The sequence below is a fragment of the Blastopirellula retiformator genome, assembly GCF_007859755.1.
Taxonomy (GTDB): domain Bacteria; phylum Planctomycetota; class Planctomycetia; order Pirellulales; family Pirellulaceae; genus Blastopirellula; species Blastopirellula retiformator.
On sequence record NZ_SJPF01000004.1, the window covers coordinates 888,908 to 907,757 of the forward strand.

Here is an 18,850-nt window from a genome sequence, read left to right on the forward strand (position 1 = left end):
CCCTACCCTCTGACTTTGCACCCCTCAGCTACCGAAGGCTTCGCACATGCCCAAAATCCTGGTTCTCGATGAATTGTCGCCTCAAGGCTTGGCGCTGCTCGACGCAGCGGAAGGCTTCGAGTACGAAGTCCGCCTTAAGCTCGCCGGAGAAGAACTCCGCAAGTCGCTGGCCGAATTTGACGGCGCCATCTGTCGTAGCGGGGTAAAGATCACGGCCGAGTCGCTGGAGGGGAACACCCGACTGCGGTGCATCGCCCGGGCTGGCGTCGGCACCGACAACATCGATAAAGACGCGGCGACCCGCTTGGGGACCGTCGTGATGAACACGCCGACCGGCAACACGGTCAGCACCGCCGAGCACGCCTTCTGCCTGATGATGGCCCTATCGCGCAACGTCGCGTCGGCCAATCAAAGCCTGGTCGAAGGTCGCTGGGATCGCAAAAAGTACATGGGCGCCCAGTTGGCCGATAAAACGGTCGGCATCGTCGGTCTGGGCCGCATCGGGCAAGAGTTCGCCAAGCGGGCTCTCGCCTTTGAAATGCGGGTCATCGGCTTCGATCCGTTCATCAGTTCGGAACGTGCCGCCGAACTGGGCATCGAGCTCTACTCGTCGGTCAAAGAGATGCTGCCGTTGGTCGATTACCTGACCGTGCACACCCCGCTGACGCCGGAAACGAAGGGCCTGATCGATCAGGAAGCGCTCGAAATCATCAAGCCGGGCGCTCGCTTGATCAACTGCGCTCGTGGCGGCATCTATGACGAAGCGGCCCTGGTCAAAGGCCTGAAGAGCGGCAAGCTCGGCGGGATCGCCCTGGACGTATATGCCGAAGAGCCCTGCACCGACAGCCCGCTGTTTGGCATGGAAAACGTCGTCTGCACGCCTCACTTGGGCGCAAGCACCGAAGAAGCCCAAACCCAAGTCGCCGTCGAAGCGGTCCAGTTGGTGACCAACCATCTGAAGTCGGGCGAAATCCGCCACGCCGTCAACGTCGCGCCGATCGATCCGAAGACGCTCGAATCGATGCGTGGTTACCTGGACGTCGCCTATCGCATCGGTTTGCTCGCCGGGCAACTGCACGACGGCAAGCTGAAGTCGTGCAAGCTGAACTACCGCGGCGAAGTCGCTGGCAAAGACGCCAAGCTGCTGACAGCTTCGTTCTGTGCCGGTCTGCTCGAAAAGGCGATGGACGAAGGTGGCGCCAACATCATCAACTCGCAGATGCTGCTGGCCGAACGGGGCGTTACGATCTCCAGCGAAAGCAGCACCGAGATGGGCAGCTTCTCCAGCTCGATCACCGCGACGCTCGAAGAAGATGGCCGCACGTCGCAGATCGGCGGTACGCTGTTCGGCAACGACATGCCGCGGTTGATCTTGATCGACGGGCAACGTCTCGAGGCCTACCTCGACGGCACCCTCTTCCTGTTCACCCACAATGACGTCCCCGGCATCATCGGTCGCGTCGGTACCATCTTCGGCAGCAACAGCGTTAACATCGCCCAAATGGCGGTCGGACGCTGCACCGCTGGGGGCAATGCGGTCGGCGTGCTGAACCTGGACGGCGTCCCGCCGCAAGCGGCCGTCGACGAAGTGCTGCAAAACCCCGACATCGTCTCGGCCCGGGTTGTCGAACTGCCCGCCGCCGGCGAACTGCCGACCTGGTTGCGCTAGAACCGGTTGGCGAAAAACGATTCTTCACTACCCCGAGGCGCAAGCCGAGGGAATGTGGACGCAAGCGCAACACTCGGATTGCGCTTGCGAAACGCCCGACTCTCCCACCCTTGTCACGCCTGGCGCAAACCCCTTCCAGAGACTTGCGCGTCCATTCCCTCGGCTCGCGTCTCGGGATAGTGTTTAGTGGTCGGCGGCCGCGTGGTAAACTCATGCGAAACTGACATTTCGTAGGAGGGACACCACCGATGGCGACGCAACTCACCTGGCACGGACATGGCGCCTGGCTGATCGATACCGGCAGCCACAAGATCGTGCTCGATCCATTCTTTGACGAGAACCCAGCCGCCGTCATCAAGTCGGACGAAGTCGAAGCCGACGTGATTCTGCTGTCGCACGGCCACTTCGACCATGTCGGCATTCGCGCCGACGGCAAGTTTGACGTTGTCGAGATCGCCAAGCGAACCGGTGCCCAGGTCGTCACCATTCTCGAAATGGCGCAGTGGATCGGCGGCCAGGGAGTCGAGAACGCCGTCGGCATGAACATCGGCGGCACCTTCCAGTCGACGGCTGGCCCAGTCCGGATGACGCAGGCCGTGCACAGCTCTTCGCTGCCGGACGGAACCTACGGCGGCTCGCCGGTTGGGTTTATCCTGGAAGTCCCCGAAGGCTTGATCTACTTCGCCTGCGATACCGATCTGTTCAGCGACATGAAGCTGATCGGCGCCAAAGGCATCTTGCTGGCGGTCGTCCCGATCGGCGATCACTTCACGATGGGCGTCGACGACGCCGTCGAAGCGGTCAAATTGATCGCTCCCAAACAAGTCGCCCCCGCCCATTACGACACCTGGCCCCCAATCGCCCAAGACGCCGCCGCATGGGCCGAAAAGGTGAAAAGCGAAACCAGCGCCACGCCGCACGTGATCAAGCCGGGCGAAACGATCACGCTGGGCTAGTATGCAATGACCAGCAGACGTGGCAACGGCACCCAGGCAAAGGTTACTTGCCCGGCGTCGCGTGCTGATTAATCCGCAGCTTCTTCAAGATCTCGTCCTTCAAATCCTGGATCACCGACTTGCGGTCGGTCTTGTCCAAAATTTTGTGCACGACCGACTTGGGTCCTTCGCTTCCCCACGAGGCGCCATGCTCGAAGTAGAACTTGGCCGCCTGACCGACGACGTACGAGCCGTAGCCGGCCGCGGCGCCTTGCGGCAACACGGTCAGCACCGAACCCCAGCCAAGCGTCACCGCCTTCAGGCTCCACATGATTGCGTGGGTCGTCAGTTCGCCCAGCGTGACCCAGCCGGCCGCTTGGATGATCGATTTGACCAGCTTTTCGGCATTGGCCCAGGTCATCTCGATGCCGTAGATGTGGGCCAGGTGCCAGACCATCGCCACGTCGACTGCGCCGCCGCCGATCACGTCGGCGACCGGCGCCGGGTTAAAGGCGACGGTCGTCGCTTTGACCACCGCGTACCCCCAGATGTGTTGATTCGCCCGATCGTTGCGGATCTTTAGTTTCAGCGATGCAATCCGGTCCGACTTGTCGGCTGAGTACATCGCCGCGTTCAGCGCCAGCAGGGCCAAGCCGTCCTGCTCCAGCACTTCCAGCATCTTCAGCTGTAGCGCTTCGATGTTTGGTTTTGGTTTCCGCCATTGGCTGGTGGTGGAGCCATCCGCCTTTTCGACCACGTATTCGACTTCACGCGGATCGGCCGAGGTCTCGACGATGTTCTCAGGCTGGACAATTCCTTCCAGACGCTGCGACAGAACCTCGTGCAAACGCTTCCGCTGATCAGGCGAGTAGAGATCGACCTTGTTCAGCACCAACACGATCGGCTTGTTGACCGAAGCGAGACTGACCAGCGCCGAGAACTCGGTCTCGTTCAGGTCGGAATCGGTCACGAACAGCAGCATGTCGCTGCGCCGCGCCGCCTCTTGCGCCATTTCGCCGCGGTGGGCGCCGCCGACTTCGTTGATCCCCGGCGTGTCGATCAGCACCACTTCGCTGGTTCCCAGGCCTGGGATGCGATAGCCGCAGCCGTCCCACGCCACATGCCAGATCTCGCGGGTCCAACCTCCCTGGACGTCGACTTCGGTCACCGCTTGCCCAACCAGCGCGTTGATCAAGGCCGACTTGCCGGTGCTGATTTCGCCAAAGACGACGATCTCGACCCGGCCGGTGGTCAGCTTCGACTCCATCTCTTGCATCTGCCGCAGATCGCGGCGAAGCAAGTCTTTCTCTTGGTCGGAGCAGCCCCGGAAACGATCAAGCGTCTTCTTAACCGACGCAAGCGCATCGAGATACCGCTCGTCATCGACGTGCTCGTGCGATTCGGTCGTTTCGGGCGTACTGTCAGTCGACATATTGATTGCGGGCCTGTTGCACCAGTTGGCGCAGGTAGCTGAGTTGCGTCACGCGGTTCCACTCGCGCTGGGCCAAGCCGACGAGTCCCCCCTCCGGTTCGCGCATCTCGTTTTTGAAGTATTCCATAAAGACGTTGCCGATCCAGCGGGTGATCAAGGCCATGACCACCAAGTGTAACGCAGCGCCCGCCAGGTAACCCGCCCCGGGAACCGTTTTCAGCAGCGACGCGACCGCCGGGACGGCGATGTTGACCCCCAGAATGCCGAGCAGGTTTTTGCCCAACTGTCCCAGCAGTTGGACCGCCACATCGATATCGACGTCTTGTTTGTAAACCTTGGCCAAGTCGACCACCATCTTGGTGGAAATCGCCACGCCGGCCGCGATATCGACAAACGGCAGCGGGCTGAGCGCGGCCGAAGCTCCGCCGACGCCCCACATGTATTTGGTGATGATCTGGTTCGCCCGGCGATCGAGGGCTTGCTCCACTTTCAACCGCGCCTGATCGACCAACCCTCGCGACTGCAGCAGCAAATTGGCGAGCAGCAGATCGCTGCCATCCTTTTTGACCACCTGCATCATCCGATTGGCGAGCGGCTCGATTGAAACCGGCACCGTCACTTCTTCCGACACTTCACTGCCGTCAACGGCAATCCGCACCCGCTGGCGATTGGTGACCCGGGCCCGGACCGAGACGATGTCTTCGCGGCGAACGAACTCTTCGGCCTGTTTGGAGATCTGCTGCAGTAGCTTGGCCCGGTCACTGTCGTTGTAGAGGTCTTCTTTGTTGAAGCAGATGATGACCCGCTTTTCCATCTGGCCCAGCAATTCGAGCAGACGGAACTCCGAATCGCGAAGCGGGCCATCGACCACCAGCAATACGATGTCGGCCGTCTTGGCGGCGTCGGCGGCGATCAACTGCCGGGTTTCGCCATCGACCTCGCCCAGGCCCGGCGTATCGACCAGGATCACCTGGTTATCGCCCGCCCAGGGGATTTCGTTGCGGGTGACGGTGGTGCCGCCGGCGATCTCGCTGGCAAAGGCGTTGCGCCCGGCCAAGGCGTTCAGCAGCGACGACTTGCCGCTGCTGATGGTGCCAAAGGCGACGATTTCGAGCCGCTGATTGTCGAGCTTGATCTCTAGCTTTTCGCGCAGCGGGGCGAGTTGTTCGGCCAGGTCATCTTCGCCAGCCTCGGACTGAAAGTCGTCGATCGAGGCGAGATTTTCACTTAATTCGGTTCGCCGCTGTTCGGCCGACAGTCGGCTAGGATTCTTCTGGCGGCGTTCTTTTCGCTGCGACTTCAGCCGCTTGGCCCGGACCAGTCGGTAGAGCACCCAACTGGCGGCGCCGATGATCAGGGCCGCTCCGCCGATTACGCTGACCAGGTAGGCGACTTGGGCCACGCCCCCCAATTCGGCCGCTTCGCGATAGTAAGACGCGATCAACGACGGCAAATAGATCAGACCGCCGCCGATTATCACCACGGTGACGATGATCCAGAACGAGTTGGGAAGGGGGAATCGCTTCATGGGAGGGCCGCATTTGCGATATGCGGGAAACAGCGGAATTACGTCAATTTACGCCACACCGCCGAGTAGTTCGTCCGTAACGGGGCAATTTTGCCCGAATGTTGGGAAATTCACCAAAAATCGGCAAGGTCGGTTGATAGCCTTATCCTTACAATCGGCCCTCGATTAGCAAGCGTGTGCCATTAGTGCACGCTTTTGGTAGAATAAGCAGTCTTCGCCACTTGTTTCCCGCCGCTGGAGCGTCTTACGCCATGCCTCGCATCTTGTCTGCGCTGATCATCGCGTTTTGCTGTGCGCCGCTCCAGGCCGACTGGCCCCTGTTTCGGGGTGATCCGGTCGCCAGCGGAGTCGCCGCCAAACCGCTTCCCGGCGACCTGTCGCTGCTCTGGAAGTACACGGTCGAAAAAGGCGCCTTCGAGGGAACCCCGGCGGTGGTCGACGATGTCGTTTATATCGGCGACCTGGACGGAGCGGTTTACGCCCTTTCGCTGACCGACGGTAAAGAGCTGTGGAAGAAGGTGATCGAAGATACCGGCTTCTACGGCAGCCCCGCCTATCGCGATGGCAAGGTTTACCTGGGCGATATGGACGGCCTGCTTTATTGCCTGGACGCCAAGACCGGCGACATCCTGTGGAAGTACGAAACCGGCGCCGAGATCAACGGCAGCGTCAACTTTTATCAAGACAAACTGCTGATCGGCTCGCAAGACGCTACGCTCTACTGCCTGACCGCGGCCGACGGCAAGTTGGTCTGGAAGTACGAGATCGCTGATCAAATCCGCTGCATGCCGACGATTGTCGAGAACCGCGGTTTTGTCGCCGGCTGCGACGCCAAGCTGCACATCATTGATCTCGACAAGGGAACGAGCGCAACCGACGTGGAGATCGACGCTCCCACCGGCAGCACCCCGGCGGTGCATGGCGACCTGGTCGTCTTCGGCACCGAAGGGGGCACAGTCTATGGCATCGACTGGAAACAAGCGAAGGTCCGCTGGACCTACGAAGACGAGCGGGGACGTCAGGCGTTTCGCGCCAGCGCCGCCGTCACCGACAACCAAGCGATCATTGGCGGCCGCAACAAACGGGTCGCCGCGATCGACATTACCAATGGCAAGCAGCTCTGGACGTTTCCTTCCCGCGGCCGAATCGACAGCTCGCCGGTCATCGCCGGCGATAAAGTCTACTTCGGCTCCAGCGACGGCAAAGTCTACGGACTGAACGTCAGCGATGGCGCCGAAGTCTGGAGCTACGAAGCAGGGGGCGGCTTTACCGGCGGCCCTGCGATCAGCGATGACAAACTGTTGATCGCCAGCGACGATGGCGTCGTTTACTGCTTCGGCCAAAAAACAAAACCGTAAGAACACATCGCGCGGCAACTTTGCACGACTAACCTGCAGGAGTTTCATGGCCACCGATTCAGTCAAAACCGAGGTCGGCAGCTACTTCATCTCGAACTATCCTCCTTTCTCCCAATGGAGCGAGGATGCGATTCCCGATTTGAAGCAAGCCCTCGCCAGCGAGCCTCGCCCTGGCGTACCGCTGGGTCTCTATCTGCACGTCCCGTTCTGCCGCAAACGCTGCAAGTTCTGCTACTTCCGCGTCTACACCGACAAGAATGCGTCTGAGGTCGAAACCTACGTCTCGGCGCTGGTTGACGAAATCCAATTGGTCAGCCAGCAGGCCGCGATGGGCGGACGGCCGTTCCGCTTCGTCTACTTCGGCGGCGGCACTCCTTCGTTCCTCAGCCCCAAACAGCTGCAACGTTTGGAGAATCGTCTCCGCGAGAGCATCAGCTGGGACCAGGCCGAAGAGGTCACCTTTGAGTGCGAACCTGGCACGCTGAGCGAGACCAAGGTCAAGACGCTCCGCGATATGGGCGTCACCCGGTTGAGCCTGGGGATCGAGAACTTCTCGGACAAGATCCTGGAAGACAACGGCCGCGCTCACCTGACCAAAGAAGTCTACAAAGCGTGGGAGTGGATCGAAGCGGCCCAGTTCCCCAACGTCAACATCGACCTGATCGCCGGCATGGTGGGCGAAACGTGGGACACTTGGAAGGACAGCGTCGCCAAGACGCTTGAGCTGTCGCCCGAGAGCGTCACCATCTATCAGATGGAACTGCCGTTCAACACCGTCTACTCGCAAGACATCCTGGGCAACAAAATCGAGACGCCGGTCGCCGACTGGCCGCAGAAGCGCGAGTGGGTCAGTTACGCCTTCGACGAACTGGCGAAGGCTGGCTACTCGCAGTCGAGCGCCTACACGATGATCAAAGACCCCACCAAGGTCAGCTTCAGCTACCGCGACAACCTGTTCGGCGGCGCCGACCTGTTGGCGACCGGGGTGGCCAGCTTCGGTCACATCTCCGGCGTTCACTATCAGAACAAGACCGAGTGGGCCGACTACACGACCGACCTGCTCGAAAAGAAACAGCTGCCGCTGAAGCGGGCCTATCGTCCGACGCCAGAGCAGCTGCTAATCCGCGAGACGATCTTGCTGCTGAAGCGCGGTTATCTGGACGTCGATTACTTCCAGAACAAGTTTGGCGTCAACATCCTCGACAAGTGGAAGCCGATCTGGGACGAATACGTCGAGACCGGCATGGCCAAGATCGACGGCGACCGGATCGAGCTGACTCGCGACGGATTGCTGCGGGCTGACGGCCTGTTGCCGCCGTTCTTTGAAGAGAAGCACCAGGGAGTTCGCTATACATGAGCGACGACTCTCTTCTCTTCATGATGGGGAAGTTTGAGGCCAAGTTTCCGACCGATCGCCAGTACGCCAAAAACCATACCTGGGCCCAGCCGACAGAAAACGGTTACCGCTTCGGCTTTACCGCCTACGCGGTGCGGCTACTACAAGACGTTTACTTTTTAGAGTGGAACGTTGACGCCCCCAGTCCAGTACGGGAAAGCCAGGAGATCGGCTTTATCGAAAGCAGCAAGGCCGAAAGCGACCTGTACGCTCCACTGGCCGGACAACTGACGACGCTCAACCCGGCGCTGTTAAACGACCCGTCGCAGATTAACCTAGATATGTATGGCGCCGGCTGGCTGTACGAGATTGACGGCCCCGGCGACCAGCTGATGTCGCCCCAAGAATACCTGACCCACCTGGAAGCGGTCTGGGAAGTGACGCAGCGCACCATCAAAGGCCAACTCAACGAGTAACCCCATGGCGAAAAAACTGACCGTCGTCCTCAGCCAAGGACAAAGCCAGAATCCGGCCAAACGGAACCTCGAAGAGGAAATCGTCGCCCGGCTGCTGTTTCATCCTGGCGTCGAAGTCACCATCATCCCGCACCTGTACGACCTGAAGTCGGACGGACCCGGCATGCTCTGCCTGGAAGGGATCAGCGGACACATGGTGATCCTGTCGTGGATGTTCGAGCGGGCCGCCCGCTGGACGCTCGATCGCAACAACATTCATGGCAAAGTCGGCACGTCGCTTTTGACCTACGAAGCGGACGAGGACGAACTGGACGAGCTCGAAGATGACGACGCGCCCGACGAAAAAGAGCGCGTCGTCGATTCGCGTCCCGCTTCTAACCGCTACATCTATTGCCTAGACCTGCGGGTCACCGACAAGGTCGACGAGTACGTCGCCGAGATCGAGCGGATCGCCGCCGAACTGACGCCGCAAGTGGTGCAGTTGGGGGGGCTCTCGCTCGATCCGCCCAAGACGAACGTCGTAACGCCGGAGCAACAACAGCGTCACGACCAACCGACCAACGACACCTACGTTGGCGCCCCTGCCGCAGCGCCGCATGAGCCGATCCGCATTCAAGAGACGAGCGGCCGTCGCTGGTACCCGGTGATCGACTACAGCCGCTGCACCAACTGCATGGAGTGCATCGACTTCTGCCTGTTCGGCGTTTATGGGGTCGACGGGATCGATACGATCCTGGTCGAGCAGCCCGACAACTGCCGCAAAGGTTGCCCCGCGTGCAGCCGCGTTTGTCCCGAAAACGCCATCATCTTCCCGCAGCATAAAACGCCAACGATCGCCGGCAGCGACCTGGTCGCCGATGGCGGTCTGAAGATCGACCTCTCGCAGCTCTTCGGCAAACCGGCCGAAGACCCCAACGCCGTCGACACCGCCGTCCGCGAGCGGGACGAGCAACTTATGCTCGCCGGCCGCGACGCCGTCGGTTCGTCCGTAGGCGTTCCCAAACGCCAGGCCGACAAACCGGCCGAAGCCCGGGATGAGCTAGACGACCTGATCGACGCCGTCGACGAGCTAGACATCTAGATTCCCTGGCGCCATGCCCTTACGGCGTCTTCGACGGATGAGCATGTCTTCAATGCGGCAACCAGTCAGCATCGCGTGTGCGGTTTCTTCAACAGGTTCTCGCCACTCTGCAGCGGCTCGATTAAGCGGGCCTGCTCTTCGATCACGCACGCCTCGCTGGTGAGTCCCCCTTCCGCTTTCGTTGCGGTCTCCGCCAGGTCGTCGGTCGGCGACGTGGTGTTTGAGGGAAGCCAAGATTGCCGCCCTTCCACGGCGGCCTTCGTTGCCGCATTCTGACGGAAGGCGAACTTCGCTGCGGCGCCGGCTAGTCTTCTTTTCTTGTAGCGTGGGTGAAACCAACGCAACACGCACTACTACCACCAACCAACGCATTCGCTTGTGCAACCCACGAAATGCGTTCGGCAATGAAGGTGGGTTGCGCAAGCGAATCACGTGTTTCGAAGTAGCAAAGGCCCGTGCGCTTGCTCCACCACCCTACGCAAAACAGCCGGAACACACCTCGCGAAGATGCCCCGATAATTTTCTCCGCGCAAATTCCGCGACAGATTCTCTTCGCCCAGCTACTATCTAAACAGTAGGGCAAGGCGTCACACCCCAGCAGAGAGAAAAACCCCATGCGAAGCAAACTGTCTAGCGGTACGCGCCCATCGAATCTGGAAGCGCTCGAGCAGCGTGAATTGTTTGCGATCGATACGCTCTCGATCGCCCCGATCGACGATGCGACCCTTCCTCCGCCGGCGCCAGTTCCGACCGCGCTGATTGACGAAGTCCGCTCGATCGACGGCGCCGGCAACAATGTCGAGAACCCCGAGTATGGCAGCGTCGGCGAAAATTTCGTCCGCGTCGCCGCGGCCGATTATGGCGACGGCATCTCTTCACTAGCAGGTGAAGATCGCCCCAGCGCTCGCGAGATCAGCAATGCGTTGGCCGCCCAAGATCCCGACTCGGTCGGCAACGAGCGCCAACTTTCCGCCTTCATTTATGTCTGGGGCCAGTTCCTCGATCATGATATTGACTTGACCGAAGGGGGAGACGCCGAGGCGGTCGGCATCGCCGTTCCGACCGGCGATCCTTACTTTGATCCGGACGCCAGCGGCGACGATGTGATCTCGTTCTTCCGTTCGCTGTTTGACCCAGCGACCGGCGACAGCGTCGACAATCCGCGGGAGCAATTCAACTCGATCACCGCCTTCATCGACGGCTCGCAGGTTTATGGCTCGACGCAGGAAGTCGCCGATAGCCTGCGCAGCTTCGAGGGAGGCAAGTTATTGACCAGCGACGGCGACTTGCTGCCGATCGACGACCAAGGATTCTTTGCGGCCGGCGACATCCGGGCCAACGAGAACATCGAGTTAACCGCGCTGCAAACGTTGTTCGTGCGCGAGCACAACTTCTGGGCCGAGCGAATCGGGGCCGAGAATCCTGCGTTGTCCGACGAAGAGATCTACCAGCAGGCTCGCTCGATCGTGATCGCTGAGATCCAGTCGATCACGTTTAACGAGTTCCTCCCTGCCCTGCTCGGCGAAGGCGTGTTGCCTGACTACGCGGGCTACGATTCGACAATCAATCCGCAGATCAGCAACGAGTTTGCCACGGCCGGCTACCGGATGGGGCATAGTCTACTCAACGACGATATCGAGTTCTTCGGCAACGACGGCCGCGCAGTTGCGGACGAGGTGACCCTCGCCGAGGCGTTCTTCAATCCGGCGCTCGTGCAACAGCATGGCATCGACTCGCTGCTGAAATACGCCGCCTCGTCGCAGTCACAGGAAGTCGATACGCAGATCGTCGATAGCGTTCGCAACTTCCTGTTCGGCCCTCCCGGCAGCGGCGGGCTCGACCTGGCGTCGCTCAACATCCAGCGTGGTCGTGATCATGGCATCGCCGACTATAACTCGGTCCGAGAAGCGTATGGTCTACCGCGGGTAACCAGCTTCGCCGAGATCACCTCCGATCCCGAACTGCAGCAATCGCTGGAAGAACTGTACGGCACGGTCGACAACATCGACTTGTGGGTCGGCGCCTTGGCCGAAGATCACGTGCCCGGCGGCAGCGTCGGCGAAACGACTCAGGCGATTCTGGTCGAACAGTTCACTCGCTTGCGTGACGGCGATCGCTTCTGGTACGAGAACATCTTCTCAGCCCAAGACGTCGACCGTATCGAGCGGACCTCGCTCTCCGACATCATTCAGCGGAACACGGTGATCGATAATCTGCAGGAAAACGTCTTCTTCATGTCGGCGACGGTCAGCGGAACGGTTCTGGCCGACGGTCAACAGGATGGCCGCCGTGACCGTCCGCGAGGATTGCCTGGCGCAACGGTGCAGCTGTTGGATGACGAAGGAGAAGTAATCGCCGAAGCGACGACTGATCGCCGCGGCAACTACCACTTTGACAACTTCCTGGAAACGGGCGACTACCAGATCCAGGCCTTGCTGCTGACGCCAACGGGCCCGGTGACGCAAACCCAGGATGTGCTGATCTCGGTCGGCGGCGAGGCGATCCGCAACGTCGACTTCGGCCCCCAGACGCCACCCCGCCCTGGTGACAACGACCGTCCCCGCGATCGACGCGACCAACCGCGCCGCGACGATCGCCGGCAACCGCCACGCGAACGCTTGTTCGCCGATGAAACGCTCCTCGATCCGATGGGGGAACTGATCGACGACCTGGCCAGCGACTTGAGCGACCAGAACCGCCCCAGAGCCGGCCGCTAGTTTGCTGACAAGTCGTCAACGACGTGAGCACGCCCTGAGTTCTTCGGGGCGTGCTTTTTTAATGCGTCTACGAGCAGGAACTGCGCGTGTTTGGCTTCGATCCGGAGTCGTAATTACCGGTGATAATTTGCATCATGACTGCGTACTTCGCGCAATAGCCGCCGATCAGAGCCGATCTGGCGGTCCAGATTCCCGGCTTCGATGCCCTTCGCCAGCTCTCGAACGGCTCCTTGGCACGGCGTCCGACTGCTCTGCTGACCGCCCTACTGCGCGGCGCTAAAGCGTTTCCATAAGAGACCTTAGGCGATCCTCTACTCCGCCAGCGGTTCCACTCGCGGTGCGACTCTCCACTCGCCTCAAACAACGCAATCCACTAATTCTTTCCATTTACCGTATTTTACCACACCGAGACATCCAGCCCGTAATTACAATCGGGGTACTTGGACAACTAACCTCGTTATTCAGGGGGGTCTCCGGCGATGGGACCGTGCCTGAATCCTCCCCAAATTTGTTTCGATGGAGAAACACAAGATGAAGACTTTAATTTGCCTGGTCGCGGTCACCCTCACTTCGTTCGCCTTGGTTTCCAGCGCTAGCGCCGCTGAACCGAATGGCAACGTTGACAATGCCACGCTCGCCTCGATGGGCCTGTCGGGTCTGGAAGTGATGAGCGACGAAGAAGGCAAGAGCGTTCGCGGCACCTTCGCCATCGCTTTCGGCTCTGGCACCTCGAACTTCCTGCGTAGCACGCAGACCACCGGCTACGCTGCCGGCGACTTTGGCCGTGGCGTTGATTTCGCCGCTGGCGGCAACACCAGCCAAACCGGTTTCACGTACAACCAAACGGTTACCGGTCCGCTGAACATCCCGGTCTTCAGCAACACGATCAGCCTGGGCACCTACGCCACCGGCAGCTCGTGGGCCTTCGCCGGTCGCTAAGCGATCGACGCGTCAGCCAATCAAAAAAGAGAGGCCGCATCGAACCGGATGCGGCCTCTTTCTATTTCTTGTTACCGAAGCGCCGACTATCTGCCTGTTGAAAAATGCCATCGTGGCATTTTCCAACCTCGCCAGGCTCAGAGCGTAGCTCTTCGCGGCTCGCATCCATGCGATCACGCAGTCCGTCGAGAAAATCAACGGACTGCTATGGATAAGCGGGAAACGGGATCCGGAACGGCTTCTCGGGGAACGTGCGAATGATCTGGTCATCGACCCAACCGCGGGCCATCTCTTCGTGCCGCACTTCCAACTGCGAAACGTCCGACTTCGCTTTCCCTTTTTTCGCCACCACCAGCACGGCGTTCTCGATCCAGATCCGCTCAAACTCGAACTGAGGGATCCGCAGGTTGCCGCGAGCAGGATCGGCCAGGAAGACCCAGCCGTTGGCCACTCCCCGCACCACGACAAAGTGATTCGTCTCTTCCAGGCGAATCGCCACAATCAGCGGAACTTTCGCTTCCGCCAGTTTCTCGATATCCAGACGCCCGATCGTCGACAGGTAACCCAGCTTCACCGCCGCCAGACGCAAGTCGGAAATCGCCAGGCCGTTCTCAAACCGTTCCTTCAGCTCGTCCCGCGTCAGGTTCTTCTCAACGACCCCCAATATCTGGTTTTCGGTGACCGGATCGCCCCAGTAGTAGCGGCAAATCGTCGCCAACGCCGCCGCTCCGCACGAAAAGTCGCGCTGCTGCTTGACGATGTTCTGATCGCGGATTGCGGTCCAGGTTCTGGCGTAGGCCTGGATGTTGTTGTCGCGCGAGCGTACTGGCGGCCCAAACTGCGATCGCGTCTGGGCATCTGCTGAAGTCGCGATCGTCATCACGACGACCAGGGCGAAGACCGAAAGAATCCGAGTTTTCAGCATGGCGTAACTCAACAGGCTTTCTCCGGCGTTTAGTACGTCCAAACGACGCCGATTACCGAATCGGCGGCGTCTTCGGTCATGCCGATTTCGGCGAACGGTTCCACGATTCTGCCGCAGCGATAATTGGTCGCCGCAAATCGCAATCGCAGCAGTTCCCGCATCGAGCCCGGCACGCCGAGTCCGTTGATCTGCGTTTCGGTTTGAAACAGCCCCAAAAACGAGGCGCTCAGCGTGATGCGATCATTCACCGCAAAACCAACGCCCAGGTTGTACGTAAACTGGTGACCGTAGAAAACGTTCTGGTTGTCGAATTCCCGCTCGGCCTGATAGCGATAACCGAGTCCATAGAAATAGATGATCGGATCGTAGCGTTGGATAAACAGCAACTGCGCGGAAGGCGCCCAGACGCCGTTGGCCAGCGTCGCTTGCGTTAGCCCGTTGACCGCATACTCGGCGTCGCCGGTCGGGGCGGTCAGGCCGAAGCTCAAAATCACATCGGGCGAATACCCATAGCAACCTTCGCGGCACAGCAGATTGACCCCCAGTTCCAGGTCGCCGATACCGCCGTTGTCGCTCGTCTGATCGAAACGCCCTACCGACGAAAACTCTTGACTCGCCCAACCCACCGGCAAGCTGCCCGACAGTTGCACCCGGTCCGAAAGTCCATACCGCAAAGCGAACGGCACAAACAGCGAGCGACGTTTTAGGTCGGCCCGCGCCACGCCGGAAGGACTGACCTCGATCGGAAAGTCATAGTCCGCCTTCGCGTAAACCAACCCCACATCCATCTGCCACTGCCCCGGCGTCAGCAGCACGCTGGCCGTCCGCAGAAACTGCACGTTGAAATCTTCCAGCGGCTCGCCATACTCTTGCTCTTGGCTGACCAGCGGCTTAACCAGTTCGACCTTGCCGCTTTCCGGCGTCATCGGAATCGGCGGCGGAGGCAGCGGCGCCGCGTCGTCCTGTAGCGCCGTCACCGGCATGATCGTGCCATTACCGTATTTCCAGACCAGCGAAGAGTCATGCACAAACAACGGCTCGTCCTGGTGCAAACGCTCCGGCGCACGATAGTCCCACTGCGCTTCGGCGGCCGAGGCCATTCCCATCGCCGCAAAGGCGATGGCCAGCAGCGCCGCGGGCAACCGCCCGGCAGACCAGCTTCGGCGGCGACAGGTTACGCAGGCTCGCGTCATCGTTTCGATCCTTCGGGAAACGCGCTTCATCGGCTTGTAGACTTCCATCTTGAGGAACCTTATCTGCGTCCTAAGCGCCGCGTTACCAAACGATGCCGGTCGAGAAGGCGAAACCAACCAGGTCGAGCGAATCGGACGGCGCCAACGCGTTCATCGTCAGTTCACCCACATTCAGTTCGCCGACGGTCGAAGTGGCGCCAGCCGCTCCTCCCATTTCGCCCCAGTTTTGATACTCAAACGCCCCGCGAACGAAGAACCGCCCGCCGATGCACTTCAGCGGGGCGCTCCACTGGGCGCCAAGTTGAAACTCCGCGACAAAAATCGAATCGCTGCTGCCGGCGAAACCGCCGTTGGTTTGCGTGGCGTTGCCGCTGGGGCTGATCAACTGGGCATGCGTCAGAGCGCCGACGTACGTGTCGCCAAACAGGACCGAGCCCCGGGCGTTCCAGAACCACTGCAGACCCCAGCAGCAATCGCTGCAGCGATAGCCCGAGAGCGAAAACGTCAGGCCATCCCCTTCAAAGTTGGCGATCCCCGAGGCGGTTCCGGCGAAGATGTCGTTGCCGCCACCCAAGCCGCCCGGCCGAGCGATGATGCCGTTAAACCCGATCGTTTCGTTGGTGTCGCGCATCGCATGGCGATAACCGAACGTCCCGACCATGTTCCAGTCGCAAACGCAAAACTCTTTGACCGCTTCCAGGTCAAACGCGTACATTTCCAGATTCGTGCCGGAGGCGTAACCGAACGTATCGCCGACGACGAAGAACGGGTCGTTGTAGTTCGAGCTGGAGTTCAGTTCCCAGTAGCGGAACTGCACGCCCCAGCCGCTGTCGCAAACGTAGCTGGCCCAAATCCGCGGCGCCGGCGTCAGCCCGCCAATGCCATAGTCGCTGGTCGCAAAGCTATTAGTGACCGGCGTGGTCGCATTGGCGAACGTCCACCCTGCCTGATTGCCGCCCGACGGCGCCAAAAAGGTCGCTTCGACGCCCACCCGCCAGCCCGAGCGGCAGCACCCGCACGCCGGCCCACATGCCGTTTGGTACTGGTCGGTCTGGTAGTGATCGCTGGCGCTCGCCATGCCATCCGAGTTCTCAAACGCCACCGGCAACAGCCGCGGCTCTTGTTCCCAGTAGACCGAACGGAAAACATCGTCCGATTGGGCGAACGATGTCGAGGAGGCCATCAGTACGACCGCCATCGCAACAAGCCGGTGACGCATTTTCATCGCGGAAATCCTTTCAGCCACCGTTTCAGCCGGTGAGCTTGTCCATGCTCAAAACGAACGTTCGACCACCCACCGACGCCAAAAGCGCCAGCCCAGCCGTTTCGTCCCGTCCATGCCGTGCTAGCGTCAATCGCGTGCTAGCGTGCACAACACGTAGAGTTGTGTTCTCAGGATCGGACGTCAGTGGGGTTGCGATCAAAGAATAGACCGCCAGCACCCACAACCGTCGCCATCGGTGCAAGCGGGGGATTCGTTAGAGCCGGGCTAGTCGGAAGAGGCGGTTGGCCGCAAGGGTGCGAGAGAACGACTCAGGGAAGCCGGGGCGCTCTGGGGTACAAGGCGCTACCTCGACATGGACCGCCTGCACGAACTGGAGGAGCACGAGGACGACAATTTTCCAGAGCCAGGCTGAAAATCAAAAGAGCGCAACTTGACGGACGGTACCCGGGCGAGCGATCCCCATTTCCAGTCTTCGGCCAAAGTTACCAGGCCAGCCTGCCGGGCATTGCGTTCGACATAACGACATACGACCAGAAAGTGCCGGTCGTCTTGCACCGGAAAACTCTTGAACCGCCCTTGATAGATGTGCCCTTCGCCGGAAGTGTGGCAGTGCGCGTGTCGGCGCATCGTGTGCGTCAGGGTGACCCACCGCAGCAAGTCGCTCATGCCGCCGTCAGCGGTGGGGCGGACGACCAAATGCCAATGGTTGGGCATCAGTTGGTAGGCTAAAATTTGACACGGGTACCGCGACAGCCCCTCGGCCAAAATACGCTCGAACGCATCGAAATCGTCCGGCGTATCGAAGATCGCCGCCCGAGAGTTGCCTCGATTCAAGGCATGATAAATGCCGCCGGCTTCGTCTGCTCGCTTTGGCCTACCCACGACAGCAGGGTATCATGTGCTGGCGGAGGAAAAAGAGTCCTGACACCTTTTCTGACACGCAGAAGACTTCCGCACGATAAAATGCCACTGCATTCACAAGGTTGAAACCAAGCTTCGCCCTGCCATTGTGGCACGGCGAAATGGAATTAATTTGAATGCGCAAATGGCGTGCCGAACGGTATTGGGACGGGGGGCAAATTCGCAACGCGGGCCCTTAAGACCCCCGTCCCGAATGGCTCAGAGAACGGCAGAAGCAACAGGAAGGGCTGTTGCTGGGCAGCGATGGCAGGCTCAAGGGGATGTCGCCAGCGAATCCATTGCCGAAGGATTCAGCGTTCAACAAGAGCTTGAAGCAGAAGCCCAAGCCATTGCCAGCAGCCGTGCCGGTGTTCAAGCCGTGGAAGCCTGCTGAACCGGCACGCTTCAAGCCATTCAAACCGGCTCAGCCTGCGAAGATCGTGATGCAAAAAGCCGAAGGCGTAGTTTTTTCCACAAAAGCGTACCCATTCAGTTTCCAAAGAACTCCGCTAGTGAATCTGCCAATTTACCGGGAGTCGATTCGTCTAAGGTAGCCAACAGCTTAGTTTCAAAGTCAAGGTCACTTTCCAGTTCCAGTGATATGACCTTTGCATGGTAATGGCCATCTGAGTACGAACAACCCGCTGTGATCGAGGGCGATATCAAACGAATCGTGTCGCACTGATCCGACCGAATGTCCACAGTGGCGAATCGTTCTCTCAATACGTTTTCCAGTTGTGTGAATTCTTGAATCGTCATCTCGGTAATCCTGATGCAGCACGTCGAAATGCTTCGGTGAGGTGGTGCCCGAAATGGAGGCGCGCCGAGGGCTTATTTTCGGCCCGGCTGATTGTTCTCGAATTTCACTGGCGTTTGGTAGCCGAGGCTGGAGTGCTTTCGGTCGCAGTTCTGGAGTGCTTTCGGTCGCAGTTGTAGTAGCGAAAGTACTCTACCAACTCGCGCGCCCCAACGCCCACATCCTCGTATTCGGTCATTTCCAGTTCCGTCATGATCGTTCCGAAGCAAGATTCCATGAATGCGTTGTCGTAGCAGTCGGCGGCCCGGCTCATGCTTTGCCGAATCGACGCGCGGCGCAGCAGCGATCGGAACCGCTTCCCTGCGTACTGGCCTCCTCG

The 18,850-nt window shown here is 60.0% G+C and carries 16 protein-coding genes and 1 pseudogene; 9 read left to right on the plus strand and 8 right to left on the minus strand.

Translation table 11 applies throughout. The annotated features are described in order from the left end of the window. Positions 1-46: 46 nt before the first annotated feature. Together serA and Enr8_RS19520 are read left to right on the plus strand one after the other, a co-directional pair. Complete coding sequence (gene serA, locus Enr8_RS19515; protein ID WP_146434700.1) at positions 47-1,669, plus strand: phosphoglycerate dehydrogenase; 1,623 nt, start codon at positions 47-49, stop codon at positions 1,667-1,669. Between the two features lie 248 nt (positions 1,670-1,917). Beyond that, the gene (locus Enr8_RS19520; protein WP_146434702.1) at positions 1,918-2,625 is read left to right on the plus strand and encodes a metal-dependent hydrolase; all 708 of its coding nucleotides are present in this window, start codon (positions 1,918-1,920) and stop codon (positions 2,623-2,625) included. Positions 2,626-2,668: 43 nt separating this feature from the next. On the opposite strand, the gene Enr8_RS19525 is transcribed toward Enr8_RS19520, so the two are convergent. Both Enr8_RS19525 and Enr8_RS19530 read right to left on the minus strand, forming a co-directional pair. Further along, positions 2,669-4,036, minus strand: coding sequence for a GTP-binding protein (locus Enr8_RS19525; protein ID WP_146434704.1), 1,368 nt, complete (start codon positions 4,034-4,036; stop codon positions 2,669-2,671). Next, complete coding sequence (locus Enr8_RS19530; protein WP_146434706.1) at positions 4,026-5,564, minus strand: YcjF family protein; 1,539 nt, start codon at positions 5,562-5,564, stop codon at positions 4,026-4,028. Before Enr8_RS19530 ends, Enr8_RS19525 begins: the two co-directional genes overlap by 11 nt. 251 nt (positions 5,565-5,815) lie before the next feature. Here Enr8_RS19530 and Enr8_RS19535 point away from each other — a divergent pair, with 251 nt between their 5' ends. From Enr8_RS19535 to Enr8_RS19550, 4 genes are read left to right on the plus strand one after another with little or no spacing between them, the layout of a single operon-like run. Beyond that, positions 5,816-6,922: an outer membrane protein assembly factor BamB family protein gene (locus Enr8_RS19535; RefSeq protein ID WP_146434708.1), complete on the plus strand. Its 1,107-nt coding sequence runs from the start codon at positions 5,816-5,818 to the stop codon at positions 6,920-6,922. A 46-nt stretch (positions 6,923-6,968) separates the two neighbouring features. Next, complete coding sequence (locus Enr8_RS19540; protein WP_146434710.1) at positions 6,969-8,279, plus strand: coproporphyrinogen-III oxidase family protein; 1,311 nt, start codon at positions 6,969-6,971, stop codon at positions 8,277-8,279. Continuing rightward, the gene (locus Enr8_RS19545) at positions 8,276-8,734 is read left to right on the plus strand and encodes a glycine cleavage system protein H (protein ID WP_146434712.1); all 459 of its coding nucleotides are present in this window, start codon (positions 8,276-8,278) and stop codon (positions 8,732-8,734) included. The genes Enr8_RS19540 and Enr8_RS19545 overlap by 4 nt, the downstream gene beginning before the upstream one ends. A 4-nt stretch (positions 8,735-8,738) precedes the next feature. Next, positions 8,739-9,815 carry an ATP-binding protein gene (locus Enr8_RS19550; protein WP_146434714.1) on the plus strand — a complete coding sequence of 359 codons (1,077 nt, stop codon included), beginning with the start codon at positions 8,739-8,741 and terminating at the stop codon, positions 9,813-9,815. Positions 9,816-9,880: 65 nt separating this feature from the next. Here Enr8_RS19550 and Enr8_RS19555 read toward each other — a convergent pair whose 3' ends face one another. After that, positions 9,881-10,162, minus strand: coding sequence for a hypothetical protein (locus tag Enr8_RS19555; protein ID WP_146434717.1), 282 nt, complete (start codon positions 10,160-10,162; stop codon positions 9,881-9,883). 267 nt (positions 10,163-10,429) lie between these two features. Here Enr8_RS19555 and Enr8_RS19560 point away from each other — a divergent pair, with 267 nt between their 5' ends. Next, positions 10,430-12,532, plus strand: a complete 2,103-nt coding sequence (locus Enr8_RS19560; protein ID WP_186767751.1) for a peroxidase family protein — start codon at positions 10,430-10,432, stop codon at positions 12,530-12,532. A gap of 531 nt (positions 12,533-13,063) precedes the next feature. Continuing rightward, positions 13,064-13,471 carry a hypothetical protein gene (locus Enr8_RS19565; protein ID WP_146434719.1) on the plus strand — a complete coding sequence of 136 codons (408 nt, stop codon included), beginning with the start codon at positions 13,064-13,066 and terminating at the stop codon, positions 13,469-13,471. Between the two features lie 205 nt (positions 13,472-13,676). Here Enr8_RS19565 and Enr8_RS19570 read toward each other — a convergent pair whose 3' ends face one another. The 4 genes and pseudogenes from Enr8_RS19570 to Enr8_RS19585 all read right to left on the minus strand — a co-directional run. Then, on the minus strand, positions 13,677-14,396 hold the full coding sequence (locus Enr8_RS19570; protein ID WP_146434721.1) for a C39 family peptidase: 720 nt from the start codon (positions 14,394-14,396) through the stop codon (positions 13,677-13,679). A gap of 29 nt (positions 14,397-14,425) precedes the next feature. Next, positions 14,426-15,589 carry a transporter gene (locus tag Enr8_RS19575; protein ID WP_186767752.1) on the minus strand — a complete coding sequence of 388 codons (1,164 nt, stop codon included), beginning with the start codon at positions 15,587-15,589 and terminating at the stop codon, positions 14,426-14,428. A gap of 82 nt (positions 15,590-15,671) precedes the next feature. After that, positions 15,672-16,814, minus strand: a complete 1,143-nt coding sequence (locus Enr8_RS19580; RefSeq protein ID WP_146434725.1) for a hypothetical protein — start codon at positions 16,812-16,814, stop codon at positions 15,672-15,674. Between the two features lie 516 nt (positions 16,815-17,330). After that, positions 17,331-17,696, minus strand: a pseudogene (locus Enr8_RS19585) (transposase); the annotation flags it as partial. A gap of 269 nt (positions 17,697-17,965) precedes the next feature. Here Enr8_RS19585 and Enr8_RS19590 point away from each other — a divergent pair. Then, positions 17,966-18,268, plus strand: coding sequence for a hypothetical protein (locus tag Enr8_RS19590; RefSeq protein WP_146434729.1), 303 nt, complete (start codon positions 17,966-17,968; stop codon positions 18,266-18,268). Between the two features lie 309 nt (positions 18,269-18,577). Here Enr8_RS19590 and Enr8_RS19595 read toward each other — a convergent pair. Beyond that, positions 18,578-18,850: integrase core domain-containing protein (locus Enr8_RS19595; protein ID WP_222434911.1), on the minus strand; the 273-nt coding region annotated here is incomplete at its 5' end.